The organism is Pseudofrankia saprophytica (assembly GCF_000235425.2).
Lineage (GTDB): Bacteria > Actinomycetota > Actinomycetes > Frankiales > Frankiaceae > Pseudofrankia > Pseudofrankia saprophytica.
Genome location: NZ_KI912267.1, coordinates 482,415 through 505,804, shown reverse-complemented (window position 1 = coordinate 505,804; position 23,390 = coordinate 482,415). Strand labels below are relative to the sequence as shown.

Here is a 23,390-nt window from a genome sequence, read left to right as displayed (position 1 = left end):
GCGATGGCTGGCACTCTCAAGCTCGACGTCGCGGAGTTCGACGTGGAGCTCGTCCGCAAGGACTTCCCGATCCTCGACCGGGTCGTGCACGGCGACAGGCCGCTCGTCTACCTCGACAGCGCGGCGACGTCGCAGAAGCCGCGCGCGGTGCTCGACGCCGAGCGTGAGTACTACGAGCTGCACAACGCCAACGTGCACCGCGGCATCCACGTGCTCGCCGAGGAGGCGACCGCGCTCTACGAGGCCGCCCGCGACAAGGTCGCCGCGTTCATCGGCGCGCCCGACCGGCACGAGGTCGTCTTCACCAAGAACTCCTCCGAGGCGCTCAACCTCGTCGCCTACGCGTTCAGTAACGCGGCGTCCCACGGCGGCGAGGCCGAGCGCTTCCGGCTCGGCCCGGGCGACGAGGTCGTCATCACCGAGATGGAGCACCACTCGAACCTGGTGCCCTGGCAGATGCTCTGCCAGCGCACCGGCGCGACGCTGCGCTGGCTTGGTCTGACCGACGACGGCCGGCTCGACCTGTCCAACCTGGACGAGGTCGTCAACGCCCGGACGAAGGTCGTCTCGTTCGTCCACCAGTCGAACATCCTGGGCACGGTCAACCCGGTGGCGACGATCGCCGCCCGCGCCCGCGAGGTCGGGGCGCTGACCGTGGTCGACGGCTCGCAGTCGGTGCCGCACCTGCCGGTGGACGTGGCGGCGCTCGGCGTCGACTTCTTCGCCTTCACCGGGCACAAGATGTGCGGCCCGACCGGCATCGGCGTGCTGTGGGGGCGCCGGGAGCTGCTCGAGGTCATGCCGCCGTTCCTCGGTGGTGGCGAGATGATCGAGCTGGTGACGATGGAGGGGAGCACCTACGCCCCGCCGCCGCACCGGTTCGAGGCCGGCACCCCGATGATCGCCCAGGCGGTCGGGCTCGGCGCCGCCGTCGACTACCTGACGGGGCTCGCGGGCGGGGCCGGGATGGCCGCCGTCGCCGCGCACGAGCACGCGCTCACCATCTACGCGCTGGAGCGGCTCGTCGAGGTGCCCGGACTGCGGATCATCGGCCCGGCCGAGGCCGTCGACCGGGGCGGGGCGATCTCGTTCCTGCTCGCGGGCAAGGACGGACGAGCGATCCACCCGCATGACGTCGGCCAGGTCCTCGACGAGCAGGGGATCGCCGTTCGCGTCGGCCACCACTGTGCCCGGCCGGTGTGCCTGCGCTACGGCGTTCCCGCGACGACCAGGGCGTCGTTCCACCTTTACACCACCACCGGCGAGATCGACGCGTTGGTGGAAGGGTTGGCCGGGGTGCGGAGGTTCTTCGGAGCGTGAAGCTGGACTCGATGTACCAGGAGATCATCCTGGACCATTACCGCAACCCGCACCACCGTGGGCTGCGCGAGCCGTTCGACGCCGAGGTGCATCACGTCAACCCGACCTGCGGCGACGAGGTCACGGTGCGGGTGAAGATCCTCGATGACACGGTCGTGGACGTCTCCTACGAGGGCGAGGGCTGCTCGATCAGCCAGGCGTCCGCGAGCGTGATGACCGACCTGGTCATCGGCCGCAGTGTCGAGGACGCGATGACGCTGGAACGCGAGTTCCTGGCGCTCATGCAGTCCCGCGGCACCGTCGAGCCGGACGAGGACGTCCTCGAGGACGCGGTCGCGTTCGCCGGGGTGTCGAAGTACCCGGCCCGGGTCAAGTGCGCGCTGCTGGGCTGGATGGCCTGGAAGGACGCCACTGCCCAGGCCGCCAGCGGGTCGCCCACCGACTCCGCCGCCGAGGCATCCCCCCTTCCTCTAGAGGCCGGGTCCGTTCCCGAGCAGGAGAAGCAGGCATGAACGACAGCACCGCTCCTTCCGACACCGCTCTGGCCGAGGACGCCCCGCTGCCGGAGGCCGTGACCGCGGGCGCCATGGTGCCCGGCGCGGCCAGCCAGCCCCGGCTCAGTGCCCCGTCCGTCGACAAGGCGGCGATCGAGGACATCGAGGAGGCGATGCGCGACGTCGTCGACCCCGAGCTCGGCATCAACGTCGTCGACCTCGGCCTCGTCTACGGGATCACTGTCTCCGACGACAACGCCGCCACCCTCGACATGACGCTGACGTCAGCCGCCTGCCCGCTCACCGACGTGATCGAGGACCAGGCCCGGTCCGCGCTCGTCGACGGCCCGGACTCGCTGGTCACCGACATCACGATCAACTGGGTCTGGATGCCCCCGTGGGGCCCCGACAAGATCACCGAAGACGGCCGCGAGCAGCTCCGCGCCCTTGGTTTCAACGTCTGACAGGTCGAGGACGGGACGTCTCGGTGGCGCATCCCGGTGATGCGGGCACCGGCAGGCGACGGACGCGACGGAGATCGTCACGCTGGAGCCGCACGGAACGTCGCCGCCCCGCCGTGGCTTCTGAGGTATGCTGCGACTGCGCATGGGAAGGTTCCGCGCGCTCGTGCCGTGCCGGACGCAAGGGCCGGCTCTCGCCGGAAGTCCATCGGACTTCCGGCGAGTTTTTTTTACGTCATGGTCTTCCGCTCAGGCAGCCGGGAGCCAAGCTGCATCATGAGCGGCACCGTGGCCTGAGCGCCGGTCGATACGCCAACAGTGATCACAGCTAGGCGGTCTCCAGTCGCCAGGCGTGATTCCTGGTGCGCGATGATGACCGTTCTGTGCCCGAACTCCAGCTGCCCGACGGCGTACTCCATCGGCCGCCCGGTTACCTCGCGGACCTGGCGGTACACCGGCGCACTGAGTGTTGGCCGTACCTCGGTGATTGTGACGACGCGTACCCGTCGGTCCTGCCCCGAGGCCTGGCCGCCCACGGCGCCAGCCGGACCGATGTACAGCGCGCGTCCACCGGCCGGCATGAGCAGAAGCGTCCGCTCGCCCGGCAGGGCGGCTCCCACCGGTACGTACACGACGTGCGTCGCGCCCGCCACCCTGATCTGCCGCCTGAGCTGGTCCAGGCAACGTTCCACCACGCCAGTGGCGATTCCGCTGGGCAAGCCCGGGTTGGGGCGTCGGTCCAGCAGGAGGATCGGGAATCCGTTGTGCTCATTGATGTCAACCCCGATGGGGAAGAGATCCACACTTCTGCCGGGTCGAACCCCTCGCGGCATGGCCGTGACGGGCGCCGAGGCTGGTACGCCACCGTCCCGGCTGTGGAGCCGCACCGACCGTCCGGGACCGTCGACGCTGGACACGATCACGCGGCACGGGGGCGGGGGCATCCCGGCGGCCGGATGGAGGAGCCGGGCGACCGTCGCTCGCCGTTCGAGCACCGCCCGGCCGCGAAACCCGGCCATCGTGGCCAATGCGGCGTCATCCAGGAGAAGCCAGCCGTGATCTCGGCGGCGCCGGTGGACGGTCTCCCGGGCCGCGACCCAGACGGGAACATCGAGTTCGTGCGCGAACTGGCACGCCGGGATGAGATCCATGTCGCGGCTGAGTAGGACGATTCCACGGGCTGATGAGTCACCCTGCTGAATCTGGGTGGCCAGACGGCAGATCTGGACGGCGCAGAGGACGTCGACCAGCTTCTCCTCCAACTCTCCTCGGGTGTCCGACAACCGCAGCCGGCCGGGCAGAGTCCTGGCACCGGGAGTCGTCTCCCACCGCCGCGCGAACTCGTTGTTGTCGGCCAGCGCCGCCGCCAGCCTGCCTCCGGGGGTGACCGACCGTGGCCCGTCCGCCGGCTCGATGCCAAGCGCGAGGTCGGCGGAGACCACCTCGAGCCCGTAGGCCCGGAGACCGCCGACGAGTCCCGGGTACGTCACGTGCCTGGCCTGGCCGAAGGCCCGGCTGACCTGGCTCCGGACATTCCAGCCGTCGACGACGACGGCGACCGGGAACCGGCCGGAGTCGTGGTCGACGGCTGGAGGTTGAGGTCGTTCGCGCATGGTCATGGTCGTTTTCCTCCGCGGAGCCCGCGAGCGCTGGCACGTCGCATCGACCAACCGATCCATGGGGCGAACTCCGGAAGTCTGTGGGCGACACGGTCACTTTATGGTAGCGCGTGCATATGGGTGAGCATATGCACGTGCATCTGGCGATGAGTGTCGTCCTGGACCGCATGGGGGCGCTTCGATGGTGGGTCGGCGCGACCGGTGGTGCGCTCGTACCTTGGCTTGATCGAACGCTGGCGGATCCGTGCGACTTGCCGGCTGTTGGCAGGCCTGTTGGAGCCGCGGGGTGTCGCCGGCGGACTGGTGCGCCGGCGCAACTGTCGCGGGTCCAGAAAATCTTGTAACGCTGTGTTTGCGGGTCGGCACTGGAGGTATGTAGCTAGTGCCGTCGAGGACGAGTCCGAAGCCAAAATAGGTAAGAACTACGAGGCGACGGGTGATCGCCCCCGGCGGTTGAAGAGCCCAAGTCCACAAGGACTTGGGCTCTTTTGGCTGCCCGGTGGCCGGGTGTCAGCCGGCGAGGAGGGACTCGTAGAGGCGGGCGGTCTGGCGGGCGACGGCGGGCCAGCCGAACTCGGTGACGGCGCGGTCGCGGCCTGCCCGGCCCATGGCTCCGGAGCGCGCGGGATCCGCCAGGAGCTCGTTCATGGCCGCGGCCAGCGCCGGCGGGTCGTCCGGGGGGACGAGGAGGCCGGTAACCCCGTCGTCGACGACCTCGGGGATGCCGCCGACCCGGGAGGCGACGACCGCGGCGCCGCAGGCCATGGCCTCCAGGTTGACGATGCCCAGCGGCTCGTAGACCGACGGGCAGGCGAACAGGGAGGCGTGCGAGAGCAGCTGGATGACCTCGGGCTTCTGGAGCATGCCGGAGATCCAGATGACGCCGTCGCGGCGGGCATGGAGCGCGTCGACGAGCTCGGTCACCTCCGCCAGCAGCTCGGGGGTGTCTGGAGCGCCGGCGCACAGGACCAGCTGGGCGCGCGGGTCCAGCTCCGCCGCCGCGCGCAGCAGCACCGGTACGCCCTTCTGCCGGGTGATCCGGCCGACGAAGACCACCGACGGGCGGTCCGGGTCGACGCCGTGGCGTTCCAGCACGTCGGTGCCCAGGTCGGGGGAGTACTCGTCCGTGTCGATCCCGTTGCGGATGACGTGGACCCTCGCCGGGTCGACACCGGGGTAGGCGTCGAGGATGTCGGTCCTCATGCCAGCGCTGACGGCGACGACGGCGGACGCGGCCTCGATGGCGGTCTTCTCCGCCCAGGAGGACAGTCGGTAGCCGCCGCCGAGCTGCTCGGCCTTCCACGGGCGGCGCGGTTCCAGCGAGTGCGACGTCAGCACGTGTGGCACCCCGGCGAGCATCGCCGCGAGGTGGCCGCCCAGGTTCGTGTACCAGGTGTGCGAGTGGATGAGGTCCACGCCGCCCAGGTCGATGGTCGCCGCGCCCGCCATGGACAGGTCCAGAGAGAAGGTGCGAAGAGCGTCGTTCGCGCCGTCCAGCTCGGTCCACGGCCGGTGACGCCGGACCGCCGGGACCGGGCCGCCTGCGCTGGGCGACGGGATGGCCGGGTCATCCGCCTTCGGGTCGCCCTCGCAGTGGACGGTCAGGTCGACGAGGCGAGCGAGCTCGCGGGCCAGGTACTCGACGTGCACGCCGGCGCCGCCATAGACGTTCGGCGGGTACTCCCGGGTCAGCAGCGCGACGCGCATCCCACGTGGTCCTTTTGCTGAGGTGTTGGTGTTGCTGGGGGGTTGGTGCCGGACGAGGCCGAGACGGCCGGCTACTCGACGGTGACGCCCTTGCCGACGACGGTGATGCCCTCGGCGCTGACCGTGTACCCGCGAGCCAGATCGTGCTCCTTGTCGACGCCGACCTCGGCGCCGGGCGGGACGACGACGTTCTTGTCGAGGATCGCGTCCCGCACCACCGCCCGCCGGCCGACCACGGTGTTGTTCATGACCACCGCGTTCTCCACCCGTGCCCACGAGTTCACCCGCACCCCGGGGGACAGGACCGAGCGGCGCAGCAGGCCACCGGAGACGATCACCCCGTTGCTCACGATGCTGTCCACCGCCATGCCGGTGCGGCCGGGGGCGTCCCGGACGAACTTCGCCGGCGGCAGCGACGGGACGCTGGTCAGGATCGGCCAGTGCGGGTTGTACAGGTTGAACACCGGTTCGAGGGTGCACAGGTCCATGTGGGCGTCGAAGTAGGCGTCGATCGTTCCCACGTCCCGCCAGTAGCCCCGGTCGCGCTCCTTGGCGCCGGGAACCTCGTTCTCGCTGAAGTCGTAGACGCCGGCGAGGCCCTGGTTGACGAGCCTCGGGATGATGTCGCCGCCCATGTCATGCACGCTGTCCGGGTCGGCGGCGTCGGCGTGCAGGGCGTCGAGGAGCACCTTCGTCGAGAAGACGTAGTTGCCCATCGACGCGAACGTCTCGTCGGGCGAGTCCGGGAGCCCCGGCGGGTCGGCCGGCTTCTCGAGGAACGCCTCGATCGTGCGGCCGTCGGCCGCCGGCCGGATGACGCCGAACCCCTCGGCCTCCGTGCGCGGCACCCGCAGCGCGGCGACCGTCACCCCGGCGCCGGTCTCGATGTGCTGGGCGACCATCTGGCGCGGGTCCATCCGGTAGACGTGGTCCGCGCCGAAGACGACCACGATGTCCGGGGACTCGTCATGGACCAGGTTGAGCGACTGGTGGATGGCATCGGCGCTGCCGGCGAACCACTGCGGGCCGAGGCGCTGCTGGGCTGGCACCGGGGTGATGTAGTTGCCCAGCAGGGTGCTCATCCGCCAGGTGGTGGTGATGTGCCGGTCCAGGCTGTGGCTCTTGTACTGGGTGAGCACCGCGATCCGCAGGTAGCCGGCGTTCACCAGGTTCGACAGCGCGAAGTCGACCAGCCGGTACAGCCCGCCGAACGGCACCGCGGGCTTGGCACGGTCGGCGGTGAGCGGAGCCAGCCGCGTCCCCTTGCCACCAGCGAGCACCAGGCCGAGCACCCTGGGCCCCGGCCCCCTCATCTTGACCGACCAGGCAAATCCGGCACATCTCGCAGCCTAGTGCGCCGAGCTCGCCCGCACACGCCCTTGCTGACGTCGTTGAGCTGGCATTTCGATGACCGGGCCGGGGCCGACCGGCGAATGGACCCGCGAATCGGCCCCGTGCCGAGGACGGTCGGTCAGGTGCCGCTCCAGGCGGTCTCCTGGACGGGGGAGCGGCCGATGAGCGGACTCCACCAGGACTCGTTGTCGCGGTACCAGGCGATCGTCGAGCGCATGCCGTCGGTGAACTCGATCTGCGGTGCCCAGCCCAGCTCCGCGCGCAGCTTGCCGGAGTCCAGCAGGTAGCGACGGTCGTGCGACGGGCGGTCCGGCACGATCGTCTTGAGCGTGTCGGGCAGGCCGAGCTCGGCGAGGATCGTGTCGGCGATGGTCTCGATGTCAGCCTCGACGCCGCTGCCGACATGGTAGGTCTCGCCGATCCGGCCGCGTTCGAGCACCGCGTCGATCGCCCGGCAGTGGTCGGTGACGTGCAGCCACTCGCGCCGGTTCTTCGTGGACGCGTACAGCGGCAGCGGCTCGCCCCGCAGCGCCCGGGCGATGAACAGCGGGATGACCTTCTCCGGGAACTGGTACGGCCCGTAGTTGTTCGAGCAGTTCGTGATGGTGATCGGCAGGCCGTAGGTGTAGCCGTAGGCGCGTACGGCGTGGTCACCGCCGGCCTTGGCCGCGTTGTAGGGGGTGCGCGGCAGGTAGGGCGAGTCCTCGGTGAAGGCTCCCGGGTCGTCGAGGTCCAGGTCGCCGTAGACCTCGCAGGTGGAGATCTGGTGGAACCGGCCGACGCCCACCGTGCGGGCCGCCTCCAGGAGGGTCTGGGTACCCATCACGTTGGTGGAGAAGAAGTCACCGGGCCGCAGGATCGCCAGGCTGTTGTGCGACTCGGCGGCGAAGTTGACCACCGTGTCGACCCTGTGCTCGCGCAGCAGCGACTCGATGAGCTCCCGGTCGCGGATGTCGCCGTGGACGAACGTCGCCTCGCCCTCGTCCGCCGCGGCGTCGAGCACGTCGGCGAGGTTCTCGCGCAGGCCGGCGTAGGTGAGCGCGTCGAGCGCGACGATCCGGTCGGCCGGGTGCCAGGTGCGCCAGTAGCGCACGAAGTTCGATCCGATGAAGCCGGCGGCACCGGTCACCAGCAGCGTCGTCATGGCGTGTGCGGCCTTTCCGATCGAGGTCAGGGCCAGAGATGTCTGGAGCGCCGGTCGCGCGGCGGCCGCGCCTGATCCGTGGCGCCGCCGCCCAGCCTCTCACGGTCCTGGCCTGCTCGGGAGCGCGGGTCGCGGCGGGCGACGCAGGACCACGGGCGACCGTGGTGTCTTAGGGGTGGCCTTCCGGTGTTCTGGTGGAGTGGTTCTGGTCACCGTTGGGGTAGATCGGTTGGTTATGTCGTGGAAACATCCGCGCCCTACGCTGCGGCCGTGGCGGACCTGTTCGAGGGATATCCGGCGGAGGTGCAGGCCACCGCCGCTTGGGACGAGGTTTTCGAGGCTGCTGACACGCCTCGAGAGGTGTACGCGGCTCTCTACGACGCGTTGCGGCCACTGAGCAGTGGTGACCTGGCGGCCCGCAAGGCGGCGCTCGACCGGGCGTTCCGGGACGCGGGGATCACGTTCATCCTCTTCGGGGAGGAGCGCCCGTTCCCGCTGGACCTGGTTCCCCGGCTGCTGTCGGGCTCCGAGTGGGACACCATCGAACGTGGCGTGGTCCAGCGGGTGCGCGCGCTGGAGGCGTTCCTCGCCGACGTCTACGGCCGCGCCGAGGTCCTCGAGGAGGGCATCCTGCCGCGCCGGCTGGTGATGTCCAGCTCGCACTTCCACCGGGCCGCGCACGGCATCGACCCGCCCAACGGGGTGCGCTGCCACGTCTCCGGCATCGACCTGATCCGCGACGAGGACGGTCGCTTCCGGGTGCTCGAGGACAACGTCCGGGTGCCGAGCGGGGTCAGCTACGTCATCGAGAACCGCCGGGCGATGACCAGGGTGTTCCCGGAGCTGTTCGCCACCCACCGGGTCCGCCCGGTCGCCGACTACGCCTCGCATCTGCTGCACGCGCTGCGCGCCGCGGCGCCGCCCGAGGTGGCCGATCCGACGGTCGTCGTGCTCACCCCGGGCATCTACAACTCGGCCTACTTCGAGCACGCGCTGCTCGCCCGGCAGATGGGCGTCGAGCTGGTCGAGGGCCGTGACCTCACGATCCGTAACAACCGGGTGACGATGCGCACCACCGAGGGTGAGCAGCCTGTGCACGTCATCTACCGCCGGGTCGATGACGACTGGCTCGACCCGCTGCAGTTCCGGCCCGAGTCGGTCGTCGGCTGCGCCGGGCTGGTCAACGCCGCCCGGGCCGGGCGGGTCACGATCGCCAACGGCGTCGGCAACGGCGTCGCCGACGACAAGCTCATGTACACCTACGTCCCGGAACTGATCCGGTACTACCTCGGCGAGGAGCCGATCCTGCCCAACGTCGACACGTACCGGGTCGAGGATCCCGACCAGCGCGCCTACGTGCTCGACCACCTCGACGAGCTCGTCGTCAAGCCGGTCGACGGCTCCGGTGGCAAGGGCATCGTCATCGGGCCGCAGGCCACCGACGAGGAGCTGGCGACGCTGCGCACGCAGGTGATCGCCGACCCGCGGGGCTGGATCGCGCAGCGCGTGGTGCGGCTGTCGACGTCGCCGACGCTGTCCAGCGACCGGCTCGGCCCGCGCCACATCGACCTGCGGCCGTTCGCCGTCAACGATGGCAACCGGATCTGGGTTCTGCCCGGCGGGCTCACCCGGGTCGCGCTGCCCAGAGGCAGCCTGGTGGTCAACTCCAGCCAGGGCGGCGGCTCGAAGGACACCTGGGTACTCGCGCCCGAGCTCGCCGAGGGCGAACGCCCCGGCGCCTACGGCCGCCACGTCGTCGGCGACTTCGAGACCGCCCAGGGCCCCGACCTAGGACCAGACTCGTCCGGCGAGCAACAACAACAGCAACAACAGAACCAACAGCGCGACCAGGACGAGGCGGTGGCCACATGCTGAGCCGGATCGCGGAGTCCCTGTTCTGGATCGGCCGGTACGTCGAGCGGGCCGAGAGCACGTCGCGCATCCTCGACGTCCACGTCCACCGCGTGCTGGAGGACCCCTGGTTGGACGAGGCGTCGGCCGGGCGTGAGCTGCTCGCGGTGATGGGAACCCCGCCGCCCGCCGGATCTGTCGACTCGCACCTGGTCGTCGAGCTGCTGGGCTATGACCGGAACAACTCGTCGAGCATCGTCGGCGCGATCTCGGCGGCTCGGGAGAACGCGCGCAGCGCCCGGGTGGTCGTGTCCAGCGAGGCCTGGGAATGCCTCAACGCGACCTGGAACGAGCTCGACCACACCGAGCAGCTCGCCCGCCGCCTCGGCCCGCACATCTTCTTCCGGTACATCCGCGAGCGCACCGCGATGCTCGCCGGGCTGGTGGACGCCACCCTGGCCCGCGACGACGGCTGGCGGTTCCTGGCGCTCGGCCGCAGCCTGGAGCGGGTCGACATGACCGCCCGGCTGCTGTCGTCGAGCATCGGCGACGACCCGAACTCGCAGAGCTGGGTGAGCCTGCTGCGTTCCTGTGGCGCGCACGAGTCCTACCTGCGCACCTACCGGCGCGCGGTCGACGCCTCCCGGGTCGCCGAGTTCCTGCTGCTGGACCGGCTGTTCCCGCGCTCGGTCTACTGGTCGCTCGCGCTCGCCGAGCAGATCCTCGCCGAGCTCGACAGCGGCCGCCGGGGTGGGCGGACCACGGTGCATGACGCGGCCCGCCGTGGCGTGGGCCTGGCCCGTACCGAGCTGGAGTTCCGCGGCGTCGACGAGCTGGTCGAGGACATGCCGGAGCTGCTGCGCGGCATGCAGCGGACCTGCTCGGAGGTCAGCGCCGCCATCACGGACCGCTACTTCGCCCGGGAGTCGCCGCGTGCCTGGGCCACCAAGGTCCCGGTCTGACCCCGCTCCGGAAGGACTGACATGAGCTGGCAGATACGCGTGGAGCACTCGACGGGTTATCGGTACTCCAGCCCGGTCCTGTCGTCGTACAACGAGGCGCGGATCGTTCCGCAGACCGGCAGCGGGCAGCTGACGCTGGAGGCGACCGTGCGCACCGAGCCGGCGGTCACCACCTACCGGTACTGGGACTACTGGGGTACCCAGGTGACCGCGTTCGACATCCACACCCCGCATACGGAGCTGGTGGTCACCGGGCGCTCGTTGGTGCGCACCGCGCCCGAGCATGAGCCGCCCGCCGGTGCCGCGAGCTGGCCGGCGCTGCGCTCCGACGAGACCGCCGACCGGCACGTCGAGTTCCTCCGCCCCGCCCGCTACACCCCCGACCACCCCGAGCTCGTCGAGGCGGGCAGGGAGCTCGCCGCGGCGCACGACCCGGCCGACTTCGTGCTCGCCGTCGGCGACTGGGTACGCGACCGGCTGACCTACCGCCCGGGCACGACCGGCGTGCACACGTCCGCCGTCGAGGCCTGGCGGCAGTGCGAGGGCGTCTGCCAGGACTTCGCGCACCTCGCGCTGGTACTGATGCGCGCGGCCGGGATGCCGGGCCGATACGTGTCCGGCTACCTGCACCCGCTCGTGGACGCCGAGCCGGGGGAGACGGTCGAGGGCCAGAGTCACGCCTGGGTGGAGGGCTGGTTCGGCGACTGGTGGGGCTTCGACCCGACCAACGCCGTGCGCGCGGGCGAGCGGCACGTCGTCGTCGCCCGCGGCCGCGACTACGACGACGTGTCGCCCATGCGCGGCGTCTACTCGGGCGGCACCTCGTCGTCGCTTGGCGTCACGGTGAACGTCACCCGCCTGAGCTAGGTAGCGGCCGGCGGGCCCGAGCCGGCCGGCTGGCCACCCGAGCGGGCGGTGGCTGAGTGACGCCGGTTTAACACCCTGGGCGAGGATCTCGCCGCCCCGGCGCACGTACCCTGGAGATGATGCCTCCGCCGTGACGCGGGCCGAGCGCCTGTCGACCGCGCGGGGGCGGCGTGGGCCGCCGGTCGTTCTCGCGGGCGGGCCTCGTCCACGCCCGAGTCCATTGCCCCGGGGCCGAGCCCCGGACCGATCGGAAACGGCCTCAGGTACCTGATGGAGCGCCTCGTCCAGCTGGAGTGAGCGAGCGAGCCAAGTCGGCCCGCCAACGGGCTGACCGCTGGCCGCCTACCCGCCTTCCTGCCTGCCCTGACGAGCGGCCGCCGCGCGCGGTCGTGGCTGTCCTCCCACGTCCACGTCCCGAGAGGCCACATACTTCATGATCATCGCGACCGACCTGGAGCTGCGGGCCGGAGCCAGGATCCTCGTCGAGCCGGTGTCGTTCCGAGTGCAGCCGGGGGACCGGATCGGTCTCGTCGGACGCAACGGCGCGGGCAAGACGACCCTCCTGAAGACGCTGGCGCGGGAGACCCTGCCGTTCGGCGGCAAGATCGACGTGCGAGGCGAGGTCGGCTACCTGCCGCAGGACCCGCGCAGCGGCGACCTGACCGAGTCGGCCCGCGACCGGGTGCTGTCCGCCCGCGGCCTCGACGAGCTCCTGCGCGACATGGACAAGCTGCAGGTCGAGATGGCCGAGCTCGCCGACGACACCGCCCGTGACCGGGCCATCCGCCGCTACGGCCGGCTCGAGGAACGCTTCGGCGTGCTCGGCGGCTACGCGGCCGAGGCGGAGGCCGCGCGGATCTGCTCGTCGCTCGGCCTGCCCGACCGCGTGCTCGCGCAGGCGATCGGCACCCTGTCGGGCGGCCAGCGCCGCCGGGTGGAACTCGCCCGGATCCTGTTCGCCGGCGCGGGCAACGCCGACGCGACGCTGCTGCTCGACGAGCCGACCAACCACCTCGACGCCGACTCGATCGGCTGGTTGCGGGACTTCCTGCGGGCCCACACCGGCGGCCTGATCGTGATCAGCCACGACGTCGACCTGCTCGACAAGTCCGTCAACAAGGTCTTCCACCTGGACGCGAACCGCACCGCACTCGACGTCTACAACGTCGGCTGGAAGACCTACCTGACCCAGCGCGAGCAGGACGAGAAGCGGCGCAAGCGCGAGCGGGCGAACGCCGAGAAGAAGATCGACTCGTTGAAGGCCCAGGCCGACAAGATGCGCGCCAAGGCGACCAAGGCACGGGCCGCGCACCAGATGGACCGCCGCGCCGACCGGCTGGCCGCCGGCCTCGCCGAGACCCGGGTCGCGGACAAGGTCGCGAAGCTGCGCTTCCCGAACCCGGCGCCGTGCGGGCGCACCCCGCTGACCGCCGAGGGACTGTCGAAGTCCTACGGGTCGCTGGAGGTCTTCACCGACGTCGACCTGGCGATCGACCGGGGAACCAGGGTCGTCGTCCTCGGCCTCAACGGGGCCGGCAAGACGACGCTGCTGCGGATCCTCGCCGGGGTCGAGCCGGCGGACACCGGCCGGGTCAACCCGGGCCACGGGCTGCGGATGGGCTACTACGCGCAGGAGCACGAGACGCTCGACCACGACCGCTCGCTGCTGGACAACATGCGCTCCGCCGCCCCGGACACCTCCGAGGTGGAGCTGCGCCGCATCCTCGGCGCGTTCCTGTTCAGCGGCGAGACGGTCGACCAGCTCGCGGGGACGCTGTCCGGCGGCGAGAAGACGCGCCTCGCGCTGGCCGGGCTGGTCTGCTCGGCGGCGAACGTGCTGCTGCTCGACGAGCCGACCAACAACCTCGACCCGGCGTCGCGCGCGGAGATCCTCTCGGCGCTGGCGACCTACCAGGGCTCCGTCGTGCTCGTCACCCACGACCCGGGCGCCGTGGAGGCGCTCAACCCCGACAAGGTGCTCATGCTGCCCGACGGCGTCGAGGACAACTGGTCCCCGGACCTCCTCGAGCTCATCGACCTGGCCTAGAACCAGCGGGAGCCGCCGGACCGGTGGCGGGGGAGGGCGCCTCGTCACCGGGTGTTCGCACTATCAGCTGCCACCTGCCTGTAGAAGCACCCAGCGGCCCGCCCGCTTGGGGGAGTTGGCAGACTTGCCGGCAGGTCGCGGGTCGGAAGGCCCGGTTTCTGGTGAGGAGACGGTTTCGGGTGAGTGCGGGCGGCGGTACCAAGGCGGTTCTGGCGGCATTGGCCGCCAACCTGGGGATCGCGGTGGCGAAGTTCGTCGCGTTCCTGTTCACCGGGTCGTCATCGATGCTGGCCGAGTCGATCCACTCGGTGGCCGACTCCGGCAACCAGGGGCTGTTGCTGCTCGGCCAGCGCCAGTCGGTCCGGCCGGCCGACGAGGACCACCCGTTCGGGTTCGGCCGCTCACGCTACATCGCCGGCTTCCTGGTCGGCATCGTGCTGTTCAGCGTCGGTGGACTCTTCTCCGTCTACGAGGGCGTCGAGAAGCTGCGCCACCCGCACCATCTGGAGTCCGGCCTCGTCGCTGTCATCGTCCTGCTGGTCGCGATCGGATTGGAGGGGTTCTCGTTCCGGACCGCGATCCGTGAGTCACGCCACCACAAGGGAGACGCGACCTGGTGGCGCTTCATCCGGGAAGCCCGGGCGCCCGAGTTGCCGGTGGTGCTGCTCGAGGACTTCGCGGCCCTCATCGGCCTGGTGTTCGCGCTCGCCGGCGTCGGGCTCACGCTGCTGACCGACGACCCGATCTGGGACGGCGCCGGCACGCTGGCCATCGGCGTGCTGCTGCTGATCGTGGCCATCGTGGTGGCCGTCGAGAGCTACGGCATGCTCGTCGGCGAGGCCGCGACGCCCGCCGTGGTCGCCGCGATCCGGGCGGCCCTGGTCTCCGCGCCGTCGGTGACGGCGGTGATCCACATGCGCACCCTGCACCTCGGGCCGGACGAGCTGCTCGTCGCCGCGAAGATCGGCCTCGACGAGGGGCTGACCGTCGCCGAGGTCGCCGCGGCGATCAACGAGGCCGAGCGCCGCCTGCGCGCCGCCGCTCCCACCACCTGCCGCGTCTACCTCGAGCCCGACATCCCCCGCGCCCCCGCCGAGCTGACCGCGAGCTGACACGGCCCAGGCCCGGCCCGCGCCCTGCTCGGATCGAGCGGCCGCGGGAGTCGGGGCATACGGGGTGGGCGGAGGCCGCCATACGCGAGGTGGATATATCTCGGGCCGGGGTCGTCGGAGCCGGTAGCAACGTCGGGCCGATGTACGTCGGCAAGGCGGCTGTCAGGGCCAGCGCGGGTCTCAGGTTCAGGGGCTCCGCCTGGCGGGGGCGAGGCGTATGTTCACGCGCAAGAGGTCCTGGAGGCCGTAGCGGAGATGACACCGACCCGAGTTCTCGGCCGTCTCCTGCGCTCCCCGGCATTCGTGATCTATGTCGTACTCTCGGCTCTCGCGGTCGTCCTCGTCGTCAACATAACCCCGTGGCTGCTGTTCATCCTGTTGCCGGCCTATGGCTTCGGGCTGGCCCTGGTGCTGCAGAGAACATTCAGGACCTAGCGGTGGGCAGCTGGGTCACCGGTTCGTCACGGCTGGCTGGAAGCCGTGGTCAGGTGACCGCGGGCTCCAGCCGGTCGGGTTGGCGACTACTCGAAACCGGCACTAGCCGGGCGTGAGGAGAGTGGCGACGGCGACGGCGACCACGGCGCCGGCGCCGACCAGGCCGTAGGGCAGCGTGCCGGCGCTGCTGGTGTCGCCGGGGAGCGCCGGGCGCGGCCGGGGGGCGAGCGCCGGCACCACCAGCCACGGGAACAGCGGTAGCCAGCTCGTCTGCACGCCGCCGGCCGCCAGGCCCGCCAGCAGGGCGAACAGCGCCGCCGCGGCCGCGCCGACGAGGAAGGGCCAGCCCGGCGTCATCGAGACCCGCCGCGCGGCCCGCGCCAGCGCCGGGCCGCAGCACAGGGAGACGGCCAGCAGGTCGGGCACCAGCCAGGTCAGCGCGGCGTGGTCGAACGGGTCGGCGCCGGCCCGCCCCAGGCCCTCCGGCCAGGAGTACCCGGTCAGTCGCACGGCGAACAACGGCGCGAGCGCGCCCGCGCCGGTGATGACGTTCAGCATGGGGCGGCGGCGCACGAAGTAGGCCGCGGCCACCGCCACCCCCAGCCACAGCGCCGGGTAGGCGAACAGCCCGGACACGCCGAGCAGCAGCCCGGCGCCCAGCGCCCACCAGGCGCGCCGTCCCCGCTCGGAGCCGACGACGCCGACGGCCACCGCCGACGCCGCCACCGCCGCCGTGACAGCGTCCGGACCGCCGGCGGCGAACGGCGCCCACGGCGCGAGGACCAGTACCGGCAGCAGCCGGCGGGCCGCCGGCGCGTGGCACAGCGAGCGCACCGCGAGCCCCACCATCGGCACGACCAGGGCGCCGATCAGGGTGAAAGCCACCCCGACCGCCGTCGCGCCGCGGATCCCCAGCTGGCCGAGCACCCAGACGAGCAGCTCCGGCCCCGGCGGCTGGCCGCTCACCCGGTCCAGCAGATCGGACGGGTGCCGGTCGGCGGCGGCCAGCAGGCCCACCGGTGCCCCGAGGCCACGTGGGGAGGCTACCCCCAGCGCGAGCCACCAACCGGCGCTCACGACGTACGACAGCCCCAGCAGCGGGCCGAACGGGGGCGACGGCCGGCCCGTCCGGCGCCGGGCGACCAGCGCGACCGAGCAGAGCACCAGCGCGGCCAGCGCCAACGGCAGCAGGGTCGCGGTTCCCAGCCGCGGCGGCCAGGCGAGCGGCAGCGTGCCCCAGGCGATCCTCGCGTCCGTAGCCGACCCATCGGACGCGTACGTGACGCCGGAGGTGGCCAGCAGGGCGGTGACGCCGGCCAGCGCCGCCGTCGCCAGGACCCACGAGACGGCCTCGCCAGCCTGCCCCCCCAGCCAGCTCCGCGGGGTGGACCCGGCTCGACCCACGCACTGCGCGCCCGATCCGGCCGGCGCGACACCCGGTGAGGGTGATCCCACGCCCGCGCCGCCGGCCGCGGGGGCGCTCGTGGCCGGGACACCGGTGGCCGGGACATCGGCGCCGGAGGGGTCGGCGCGGGGAGGATCGGCGCCGGACTCGGGCCTCGAGGCGGTATCGGCGGCGGTCATGCGGCGAGGCCCGGTACCGCGATCACAACATGACGGTAACCACTGCCAGCGCGACCTGCCCGGCCGGCTCCCGGCGCCAGCCGCTGGCGGCGGCTGCCGAGCGGCGGTTGGCGGGGTGTGTGGGCCCGTGTGGGCTCGTGTCACCCGCGACGCGCCGGGTTCCCTGTTAGGAACGGCGGCGGTGATTGGGGAGACTGACGCCGTGACGTTGATCCGATCCGGGCGCGCAGGTCATCGGCCCGCGGCCAGGAACCGTTCGGGCGTCGGGACTTGTGCCCGCGCGCGGGCGGAGCGGGAGCGACGTCGGCTCCACGGGCGCGGCAGGGGGCCACTGATCGCGTGTGATGGATCACATGTGCTTCGAGTGGCGCGTTTCCCGAAGCTGAGTGAAGATCGGTTCGCAGATCATCTACACGGAGGGGGCCACGTTGGCCGAGCTTAGGAAAGGGACCCGGATCACCGGCGCCGAGCGTGACAAGCTGGCCGCCGAACTTCGTAAGAAGTACGAGTCCGGGCAGAGCATCCGACTCCTCGCGGAGTCGTCGGGCCGGTCGTACGGTTTTGTGCACCGGATCCTGTCCGAGTCCGGAACGACCCTGCGGGGCCGTGGTGGGGCGACCCGGGGCAGCAAGAAGAAGAGCGCCTGATCGTGCCCACGCCGGCCGCCGCCTGGACGGCGGCGGCCGGTCTTGGACTGACCGTCACGGGTTCGTGCGCGACGGTCACGTTCCACCCATCGACCGAAAAACAACGGACCGAGAAACAACCGGCCGGAAACCGTCCGCCCGGAAACCAACCTCCCGGCGAGCAGCCGGCCTCAGACCAACCGGTCACGGACGACCTGGCTGCCGCAGCCCGGCTGCCTTCGGTGGCGGCGGCGCTCGCGGCCGTCGGCCGGGCGCTGCCAGGCGACATCCGGGTGGTCGTCCTGCGCGGCGACATCTGGTCCGCGCTGAGTACTCCGGACCGCGCCGCCCTGGATGGCGCTGACCTGACGACGGACGCCGTGGAGCGTCGCGTCGCCGAGTGGCAGGCCGGGTTCACCTGGCTGTCGGCCAGGGCCGACCTGGTCAGCGTCGCGGTGGTCGCCGGCCCGGCGAGCGGCGCCGGCCTGCAACTGGCGCTGTCCTGCGACCTGCGCGTCCTGACCGAGGACGCCGTCCTCTCGCTGCCCGAGGCCTCGCTGGGGCTGGTACCCGGCCTCGGCGTCAGCGCCACCCTCGTCGCGCTCGTCGGTTACCCGACCGCGCTCGACCTGTGCCTGACCGGCCGCGGGCTCACCGCGGCCGAGGCGCGCGCCGTCGGCGTCGCGCAGCGGGTCGTGCCCAGGGCGAGCCTCGATGCCGCCGTCGACGACCTCGTCGCGGCACTGCTCGCCGCCCCGCGCGCCGCCGCCGCCGAGACGAAGGCGCTGCTGCGCGCCGCCGCCGGCCGCGGCCGCGACACGGGGTCGGTCGCCGAGCGCGCCGCCCTCGCCCGCTGTCTCGCGGACCATCCCGCCGGCTGACCATCGGAGCCGGCGGCGCCTCGCCTCCTTGACCTCAACCCCGGTTGAAGTTTTAGCGTTCCTGTTCGGCGCGGGAACACCGCCGCCTGGCGGCCGCACCCAGCGGGGTACGGCAGGAATGGTGGGCATGGGGCTGGTCCTTGCAACCAGGTAACGAGGCTGGTTCGCATGGCCACGCGGCGACATCGGTCGGCCCGGCCATGGGCCGAGCGGACACGGGCGGAACATGAACAGAAAGTGACGAGGGCGGCGGATGGCGGGACCGGCAGGGGGACAGGCGGGCGCGTGGACGACCATGCGCGGCTTCCAACGAGACAGGTCGGTCACCCGGCAGAAGCTGCGGCCGGGGACGACGCGGCGGATCATCGCCTTCGCTCGGCCCTACCGGCGGCTGCTGATCGGGTTTCTGCTGGTCGTGGTCTTCGATGCGGCCCTGGGTACCGCCCTCCCCTTGATCTTCAAGGCGATCATCGACGACGGGATCATTCCCGGCCGGGTCGGTGTGGTCGAGGTGCTCGCCGGCGTCGTCGCGGTGATCGCCCTCGTCGACGCCGGGATGTCGCTGCTGCAGCGCTGGCTTTCGGTGCGCGTCGGCGAGGGCCTGATCTTCGACATGCGCGCCCAGGTGTTCGACCACGTGCAGCGCCAACCGCTGGCGTTCTTCAGCCGCACCCAGACCGGCGCGCTGATCACCCGGCTCAACAACGACGTGCTCGGCGCCCAGTCGGCGTTCACCAACACCCTGTCGGCGGTGTTCTCCAACGTGCTGACCGTCAGCTTCACGCTGGCCGCGATGTTCACGCTGTCCTGGCAGGTGACGCTCATCGCGCTGGTCCTGCTGCCGGTGTTCGTCCTGCCGGCGCGGGCGCTCGCGCCCCGACTGGCGGCGCTCACCCGGGAGAGCTACAGCCTGAACGCCGAGATGAACACGACCATGACGGAGCGGTTCAACGTGGCCGGCGCCCTGCTGGCCAAGCTCTACGGTGACCCGGCGCGCGAGGCCGGCGTGTTCCGCCGCCAGGCCGGGCGGGTCCGCGACATCGGCGTCACCCAGGCGATGTACGGACGGATCTTCTTCGCGTCGCTGACGCTGGTCGCCTCGCTCGCGACGGCGGTCGTCTACGGCCTCGGCGGGCGCTACGCGGCGCAGGGGCACATCGCGGTCGGCACCATCGTCGCGCTGACCGCCTACCTCGGCCGGCTGTACATGCCGCTCACCCAGCTGTCGAACGTGCAGGTCGACGTGATGACCGCGCTGGTGTCCTTCGAGCGGGTCTTCGAGGTTCTCGACCTCGAGCCGGCCATCGTCGACCGGCCGGGAGCGGCGGAGCTCCCGGTGCACGCAGGTGGGACCAGTCTCGAGTTCGACCACGTGTCGTTCCGCTACCCGGCGGCGAGCGAGGTCTCGCTGGCCTCGCTGGAGTCGGTCGCCGTGCTCGACCCGCGCGTCCCGGCGCCGGTGCTGCACGACGTGACCTTCCGGGTGGCGCCAGGCGAGCTCGTCGCGCTGGTCGGTCCTTCGGGAGCGGGCAAGACGACGATCAGCCAGCTGGTGCCGAGGATCTACGACGCGGTCGGGGGCGCCGTCCGGGTCGGCGGCGTCGACGTCCGGGACGTCACGCTCGCGTCGCTGCGCGCCGCCGTCGGCGTCGTCACCCAGGACGCCCACATGTTCCACGACACGATCCGGGCCAATCTGGCCTATGCCCGCCCGGACGCGACCGACGAGCGGATGTGGGCGGCGCTGGACGCGGCGCGGATCGGCGCGCTGGTGCGGTCCCTGCCCGACGGGCTGGACACCGTGGTGGGGGACCGCGGCTACCGCCTGTCCGGCGGCGAGAAGCAGCGGCTCGCGATCGCCCGGCTGCTGGTGAAGGAGCCGAGCGTCGTCGTGCTGGACGAGGCCACCGCGCACCTGGACAGCGAGTCCGAGGCGGCGGTGCAGCGGGCGCTGGGCGCGGCGCTGCGCGGGCGGACGGCGCTGGTCATCGCGCACCGGCTCTCGACCATCCGGGACGCGGACCGAATCCTCGTGATCTCCGACGGCCGGGTGGCCGAGGAGGGGCGGCACGCCGACCTGCTGGCGCGCGACGGCCTGTATGCCGAGCTCTACCGCACGCAGTTCGCGGCCGGCTCCCCACTCTCCCCGGCGCCGGCGCCGGCGCCGGCGGAGGCGGAGGCGGAGGCGGGACCGATCGGGGAGTTCGGCGCTCTGGAAGGTCCGGTGGAGCGCCTGGCCTCCGCCTGAGACGGACGCTGGGGCGCTCGCCGGTGTGGTCGGTCCCGGAGGCGTATGTGTCGCCCAGTTGGGGAGCCCTGGTGGCCTTACGTCGAGATACGTGCCGTATACGGCCATACTCGGCTGAGGCGGCGTTTCAGGACGGCGGCGTCTCGTTATTCCGTTGTCGTTGGTGACGACGTAAATCCACCGTCGACCGAAGCGTTGTTGGAACCGCGCGGTGGCGCGTCGCGCGACGGCTCGGGCTCGTCGGTCGGAAGGGCGATGTCCACATCGCCCGACGGCCTGCGGTGAATCGCCGGATTGACGCTCATGCCACGCTCCGGAAGTCCTTGAGCCGCTGTACCATCGCTACCTCCGCACACGTCGGTGAGCGCATCAGGAGGATCGTCGCTCGCCCCTACATTCCGGGGCGTCTGGATGTCGTCCCGGGCGCAGCGGCGGGCGTCAGGCCTGCCATACCGGTGGCCGCGTCGGCGCCGCCCACCTCGCCACTCGCTTTCCGGTGGTCGCGCCTGCCATGGCCGCGGGCCCTCCGGGCGCGGGCAGGCCGGCGGTTGTCGTCGATCCGACGCCGCCCGGTGCACCCCCGGTCGAAGATCGCGCGACGATGCGTAACCTTGAACGGCCGTGGGCGCCAAGATGCACAGGGAAGAGCCGGCGGATGCCGGTGACTTGACCGTACGCCGTTGCGCTCCACGCTGCACCGGTTACGGGATGTACGGTTACTCCAGGACTGTCCGCCGAAGGTGGCGGGTGAAGAACGACGCGCCGGCACAACAGTGTGGGCCGGCGTCCAAACCAAGACGATCATTTTCTAGGCTGGAACTCGTGCCACGAAGAGCCAAGATTGTCTGTACGTTGGGACCGGCCACCAACTCCCCAGAGAGGGTGCGCGCCCTCGTCGATGCCGGAATGGACATAGCAAGACTTAACTTCTCGCATGGCAGCCACGAACAGCATGCCGCTGTGTACCGGCGGGTTCGGGAGGCCAGTGACGCGGCCGGGCGTGCCGTCGGCATCCTCGCCGACCTGCAGGGCCCGAAGATCCGGTTGGGGACGTTCGCCACCGGTGGGGTGACCCTCGTCCCCGGCGAGCAGTTCACGATCACCGTTCGTGACGTCGAGGGCGACCAGCACCAGGTCGGCACGACCTACCCGGGCCTGCCCGGCGACGTCAAGGCGGGTGACCGCATCCTGGTCGACGACGGCCGGCTGGCGCTGGCTATCGACGGCGTCACCGACACGGACGTCCACACCACCGTCGTCATCGGCGGTCCGGTCAGCAACAACAAGGGGATGAACATCCCGAGCGCGGCGCTCACCGTCCCCGCGCTGACCGAGAAGGACGAGGAAGACCTGCGCTTCGCCCTCGAGCTGGGCGTGGACATGATCGCGCTGTCGTTCGTCCGCTCGGCGGCGGACGCCAGCAAGGTCCGCGAGATCATGGACGAGGCCGGGATCCGGATCCCGGTCATCGCGAAGATCGAGAAGCCGCAGGCGGTCGCCGAGCTGGACGGCATCATCGAGGCGTTCGACGCCCTGATGGTCGCCCGCGGGGACCTGGGCGTCGAGCTGCCGCTCGAGGACGTGCCGCTGGTCCAGAAGCGGGCGGTCAGCGCCGCCCGCGAGCGGGCGAAGCCGGTGATCGTGGCGACTCAGGTGCTCGAGTCGATGATCAGCGCGCCGAGGCCGACCAGGGCGGAGGCCAGCGACTGCGCGAACGCCGTCCTGGACGGCGCTGACGCGATCATGCTGTCCGCCGAGACGAGCGTGGGGGCGTATCCGATCGAGTCCGTCTCGACGATGGCCCGGATCATCGAGACAGCCGAGAACGACCTGTCCCGGATCCCAGCGCTGCGGACCGCGCCACGCACCCTCGGCGGCGCGATCGCCCAGGCCGCGGCCGAGGTCGGCGCCGCCGTCGGGGCGCGCTACCTGGTCGCGCACACGCTGTCCGGGGACACCGCCCGCCGCCTCGCCCGTTACCGGTCGCACGTCCCGGTGCTCGGCTTCACGCCGATCCCGGCGGTGCGCAGCCAGATGGCGCTGCTGTGGGGAGTCGAGACGTTCGTCGTCCCGTTCGCCAACAGCACCGACGAGATGGTCCGTCAGGTCGACGAGGCGCTGCTCAAGATCGGCCGGTGCAGCCCGGGTGAACTGGTCGTCGTCGTCGCGGGCACGCCGCCGGGCGTCGCCGGCATGACCAACACGATGCGCGTCCACCGGATCGGCGAGGCGGTCTGAGCCCTCCCGGCCCCCGGACACGCCCGGCCGCCGCACCGATTCCTCGGACCCGGCCGGGTCCGGTTCCTAGGTCACCGAGGCCACCGCTGGTTCGGACCCGGCCTGGCCGGTGGGGACTCCCACCGGCCAGGCCGGTCTTCGGCTCGGGGCTCTGCGGCGGAAGGGCTGGCCGCGGGCCGGCGGCGGCGGCGCGCATAGGCGCCGCGGCGCTCGCTCGGTAAGGTGCCCGCCTGTCGGCGTTTTGTGGTCCTGGCGTGGGCCGTCGCGGGAGCGGGCTGCAGGAGTCCTCCCACCCGTGGCGATCGAGCGGGGGGGAGCCGGCGGCGTGGACCAGGCGGCGGGAGCGGGTGGATGGTCGAGAAAGGCAACGAGGCGACGGGGCCGGACGGGGCCGAGCCGCCCAGAGCCGGCTCCGGCTCCGCCGGCGCGCGACCCGCCGCC

At 71.6% G+C, this 23,390-nt stretch carries 19 protein-coding genes; 13 read left to right on the top strand and 6 right to left on the bottom strand.

Going from position 1 to position 23,390, the window contains the following annotated elements; all coding sequences use genetic code 11:
• Positions 1-3 precede the first annotated feature (3 nt).
• From FRCN3DRAFT_RS0236675 to FRCN3DRAFT_RS0236665, 3 genes are read left to right on the top strand one after another with little or no spacing between them, the layout of a single operon-like run.
• Positions 4-1,320 carry a cysteine desulfurase gene (locus FRCN3DRAFT_RS0236675; RefSeq protein WP_007514656.1) on the top strand — a complete coding sequence of 439 codons (1,317 nt, stop codon included), beginning with the start codon at positions 4-6 and terminating at the stop codon, positions 1,318-1,320.
• Complete coding sequence (gene sufU, locus FRCN3DRAFT_RS0236670) at positions 1,317-1,832, top strand: Fe-S cluster assembly sulfur transfer protein SufU (RefSeq protein ID WP_007514657.1); 516 nt, start codon at positions 1,317-1,319, stop codon at positions 1,830-1,832. Before FRCN3DRAFT_RS0236675 ends, sufU begins: the two co-directional genes overlap by 4 nt.
• A complete protein-coding gene (locus FRCN3DRAFT_RS0236665) occupies positions 1,829-2,278 on the top strand; it encodes a metal-sulfur cluster assembly factor (RefSeq protein WP_007514658.1) in 450 nt (149 codons plus the stop codon). The genes sufU and FRCN3DRAFT_RS0236665 overlap by 4 nt, the downstream gene beginning before the upstream one ends.
• Before the next feature lie 227 nt (positions 2,279-2,505).
• On the opposite strand, the gene FRCN3DRAFT_RS0236660 is transcribed toward FRCN3DRAFT_RS0236665, so the two are convergent.
• The 4 genes from FRCN3DRAFT_RS0236660 to rfbB all read right to left on the bottom strand — a co-directional run bounded on the left by FRCN3DRAFT_RS0236660 (position 2,506) and on the right by rfbB (position 8,098).
• The gene (locus FRCN3DRAFT_RS0236660; RefSeq protein ID WP_007514659.1) at positions 2,506-3,894 is read right to left on the bottom strand and encodes a PIN domain-containing protein; all 1,389 of its coding nucleotides are present in this window, start codon (positions 3,892-3,894) and stop codon (positions 2,506-2,508) included.
• A 510-nt stretch (positions 3,895-4,404) separates the two neighbouring features.
• Complete coding sequence (gene glgA, locus FRCN3DRAFT_RS0236655) at positions 4,405-5,601, bottom strand: glycogen synthase (RefSeq protein ID WP_007514660.1); 1,197 nt, start codon at positions 5,599-5,601, stop codon at positions 4,405-4,407.
• 71 nt (positions 5,602-5,672) lie between these two features.
• On the bottom strand, positions 5,673-6,914 hold the full coding sequence (glgC, locus tag FRCN3DRAFT_RS0236650) for a glucose-1-phosphate adenylyltransferase (protein WP_007514661.1): 1,242 nt from the start codon (positions 6,912-6,914) through the stop codon (positions 5,673-5,675).
• A gap of 158 nt (positions 6,915-7,072) precedes the next feature.
• A complete protein-coding gene (gene rfbB / locus FRCN3DRAFT_RS0236645; protein ID WP_007514662.1) occupies positions 7,073-8,098 on the bottom strand; it encodes a dTDP-glucose 4,6-dehydratase in 1,026 nt (341 codons plus the stop codon).
• A 270-nt stretch (positions 8,099-8,368) separates the two neighbouring features.
• On the opposite strand from rfbB, the gene FRCN3DRAFT_RS0236640 reads away from it, so the two are divergent.
• From FRCN3DRAFT_RS0236640 to FRCN3DRAFT_RS0236615, 6 genes are all read left to right on the top strand, one after another.
• Positions 8,369-9,973 (top strand): circularly permuted type 2 ATP-grasp protein, encoded by a 1,605-nt coding sequence (locus FRCN3DRAFT_RS0236640; RefSeq protein WP_035931122.1) that lies wholly within the window; start codon positions 8,369-8,371, stop codon positions 9,971-9,973.
• Positions 9,967-10,911: an alpha-E domain-containing protein gene (locus FRCN3DRAFT_RS0236635; protein WP_007514664.1), complete on the top strand. Its 945-nt coding sequence runs from the start codon at positions 9,967-9,969 to the stop codon at positions 10,909-10,911. Before FRCN3DRAFT_RS0236640 ends, FRCN3DRAFT_RS0236635 begins: the two co-directional genes overlap by 7 nt.
• Before the next feature lie 21 nt (positions 10,912-10,932).
• A complete protein-coding gene (locus FRCN3DRAFT_RS0236630; protein ID WP_007514666.1) occupies positions 10,933-11,778 on the top strand; it encodes a transglutaminase family protein in 846 nt (281 codons plus the stop codon).
• A 433-nt stretch (positions 11,779-12,211) separates the two neighbouring features.
• Positions 12,212-13,825: an ABC-F family ATP-binding cassette domain-containing protein gene (locus tag FRCN3DRAFT_RS0236625; protein WP_007514668.1), complete on the top strand. Its 1,614-nt coding sequence runs from the start codon at positions 12,212-12,214 to the stop codon at positions 13,823-13,825.
• 179 nt (positions 13,826-14,004) lie between these two features.
• Positions 14,005-14,937 carry a cation diffusion facilitator family transporter gene (locus tag FRCN3DRAFT_RS0236620; protein ID WP_007514669.1) on the top strand — a complete coding sequence of 311 codons (933 nt, stop codon included), beginning with the start codon at positions 14,005-14,007 and terminating at the stop codon, positions 14,935-14,937.
• 255 nt (positions 14,938-15,192) lie between these two features.
• A complete protein-coding gene (locus tag FRCN3DRAFT_RS0236615) occupies positions 15,193-15,372 on the top strand; it encodes a hypothetical protein (RefSeq protein ID WP_007514670.1) in 180 nt (59 codons plus the stop codon).
• Positions 15,373-15,474: 102 nt separating this feature from the next.
• Here FRCN3DRAFT_RS0236615 and FRCN3DRAFT_RS0236610 read toward each other — a convergent pair whose 3' ends face one another.
• Entirely contained in the window at positions 15,475-16,956 is a 1,482-nt protein-coding gene (locus FRCN3DRAFT_RS0236610) for a hypothetical protein (RefSeq protein ID WP_007514671.1), read from the bottom strand.
• 386 nt (positions 16,957-17,342) lie between these two features.
• Between FRCN3DRAFT_RS0236610 and FRCN3DRAFT_RS0236605 the strand changes: the two genes are divergently transcribed.
• The 3 genes from FRCN3DRAFT_RS0236605 to FRCN3DRAFT_RS0236595 all read left to right on the top strand — a co-directional run bounded on the left by FRCN3DRAFT_RS0236605 (position 17,343) and on the right by FRCN3DRAFT_RS0236595 (position 20,711).
• Complete coding sequence (locus FRCN3DRAFT_RS0236605) at positions 17,343-17,603, top strand: helix-turn-helix domain-containing protein (protein WP_007514672.1); 261 nt, start codon at positions 17,343-17,345, stop codon at positions 17,601-17,603.
• A gap of 221 nt (positions 17,604-17,824) precedes the next feature.
• Entirely contained in the window at positions 17,825-18,463 is a 639-nt protein-coding gene (locus FRCN3DRAFT_RS0236600; protein WP_232794366.1) for an enoyl-CoA hydratase/isomerase family protein, read from the top strand.
• Positions 18,464-18,716: 253 nt separating this feature from the next.
• Positions 18,717-20,711 (top strand): ABC transporter ATP-binding protein, encoded by a 1,995-nt coding sequence (locus tag FRCN3DRAFT_RS0236595; RefSeq protein WP_007514674.1) that lies wholly within the window; start codon positions 18,717-18,719, stop codon positions 20,709-20,711.
• Positions 20,712-20,857: 146 nt separating this feature from the next.
• Here FRCN3DRAFT_RS0236595 and FRCN3DRAFT_RS54530 read toward each other — a convergent pair whose 3' ends face one another.
• The gene (locus tag FRCN3DRAFT_RS54530) at positions 20,858-21,016 is read right to left on the bottom strand and encodes a hypothetical protein (RefSeq protein ID WP_157845319.1); all 159 of its coding nucleotides are present in this window, start codon (positions 21,014-21,016) and stop codon (positions 20,858-20,860) included.
• A 517-nt stretch (positions 21,017-21,533) separates the two neighbouring features.
• On the opposite strand from FRCN3DRAFT_RS54530, the gene pyk reads away from it, so the two are divergent.
• Positions 21,534-22,949, top strand: coding sequence for a pyruvate kinase (pyk, locus tag FRCN3DRAFT_RS0236590; RefSeq protein WP_007514675.1), 1,416 nt, complete (start codon positions 21,534-21,536; stop codon positions 22,947-22,949).
• Positions 22,950-23,390 lie beyond the last annotated feature (441 nt).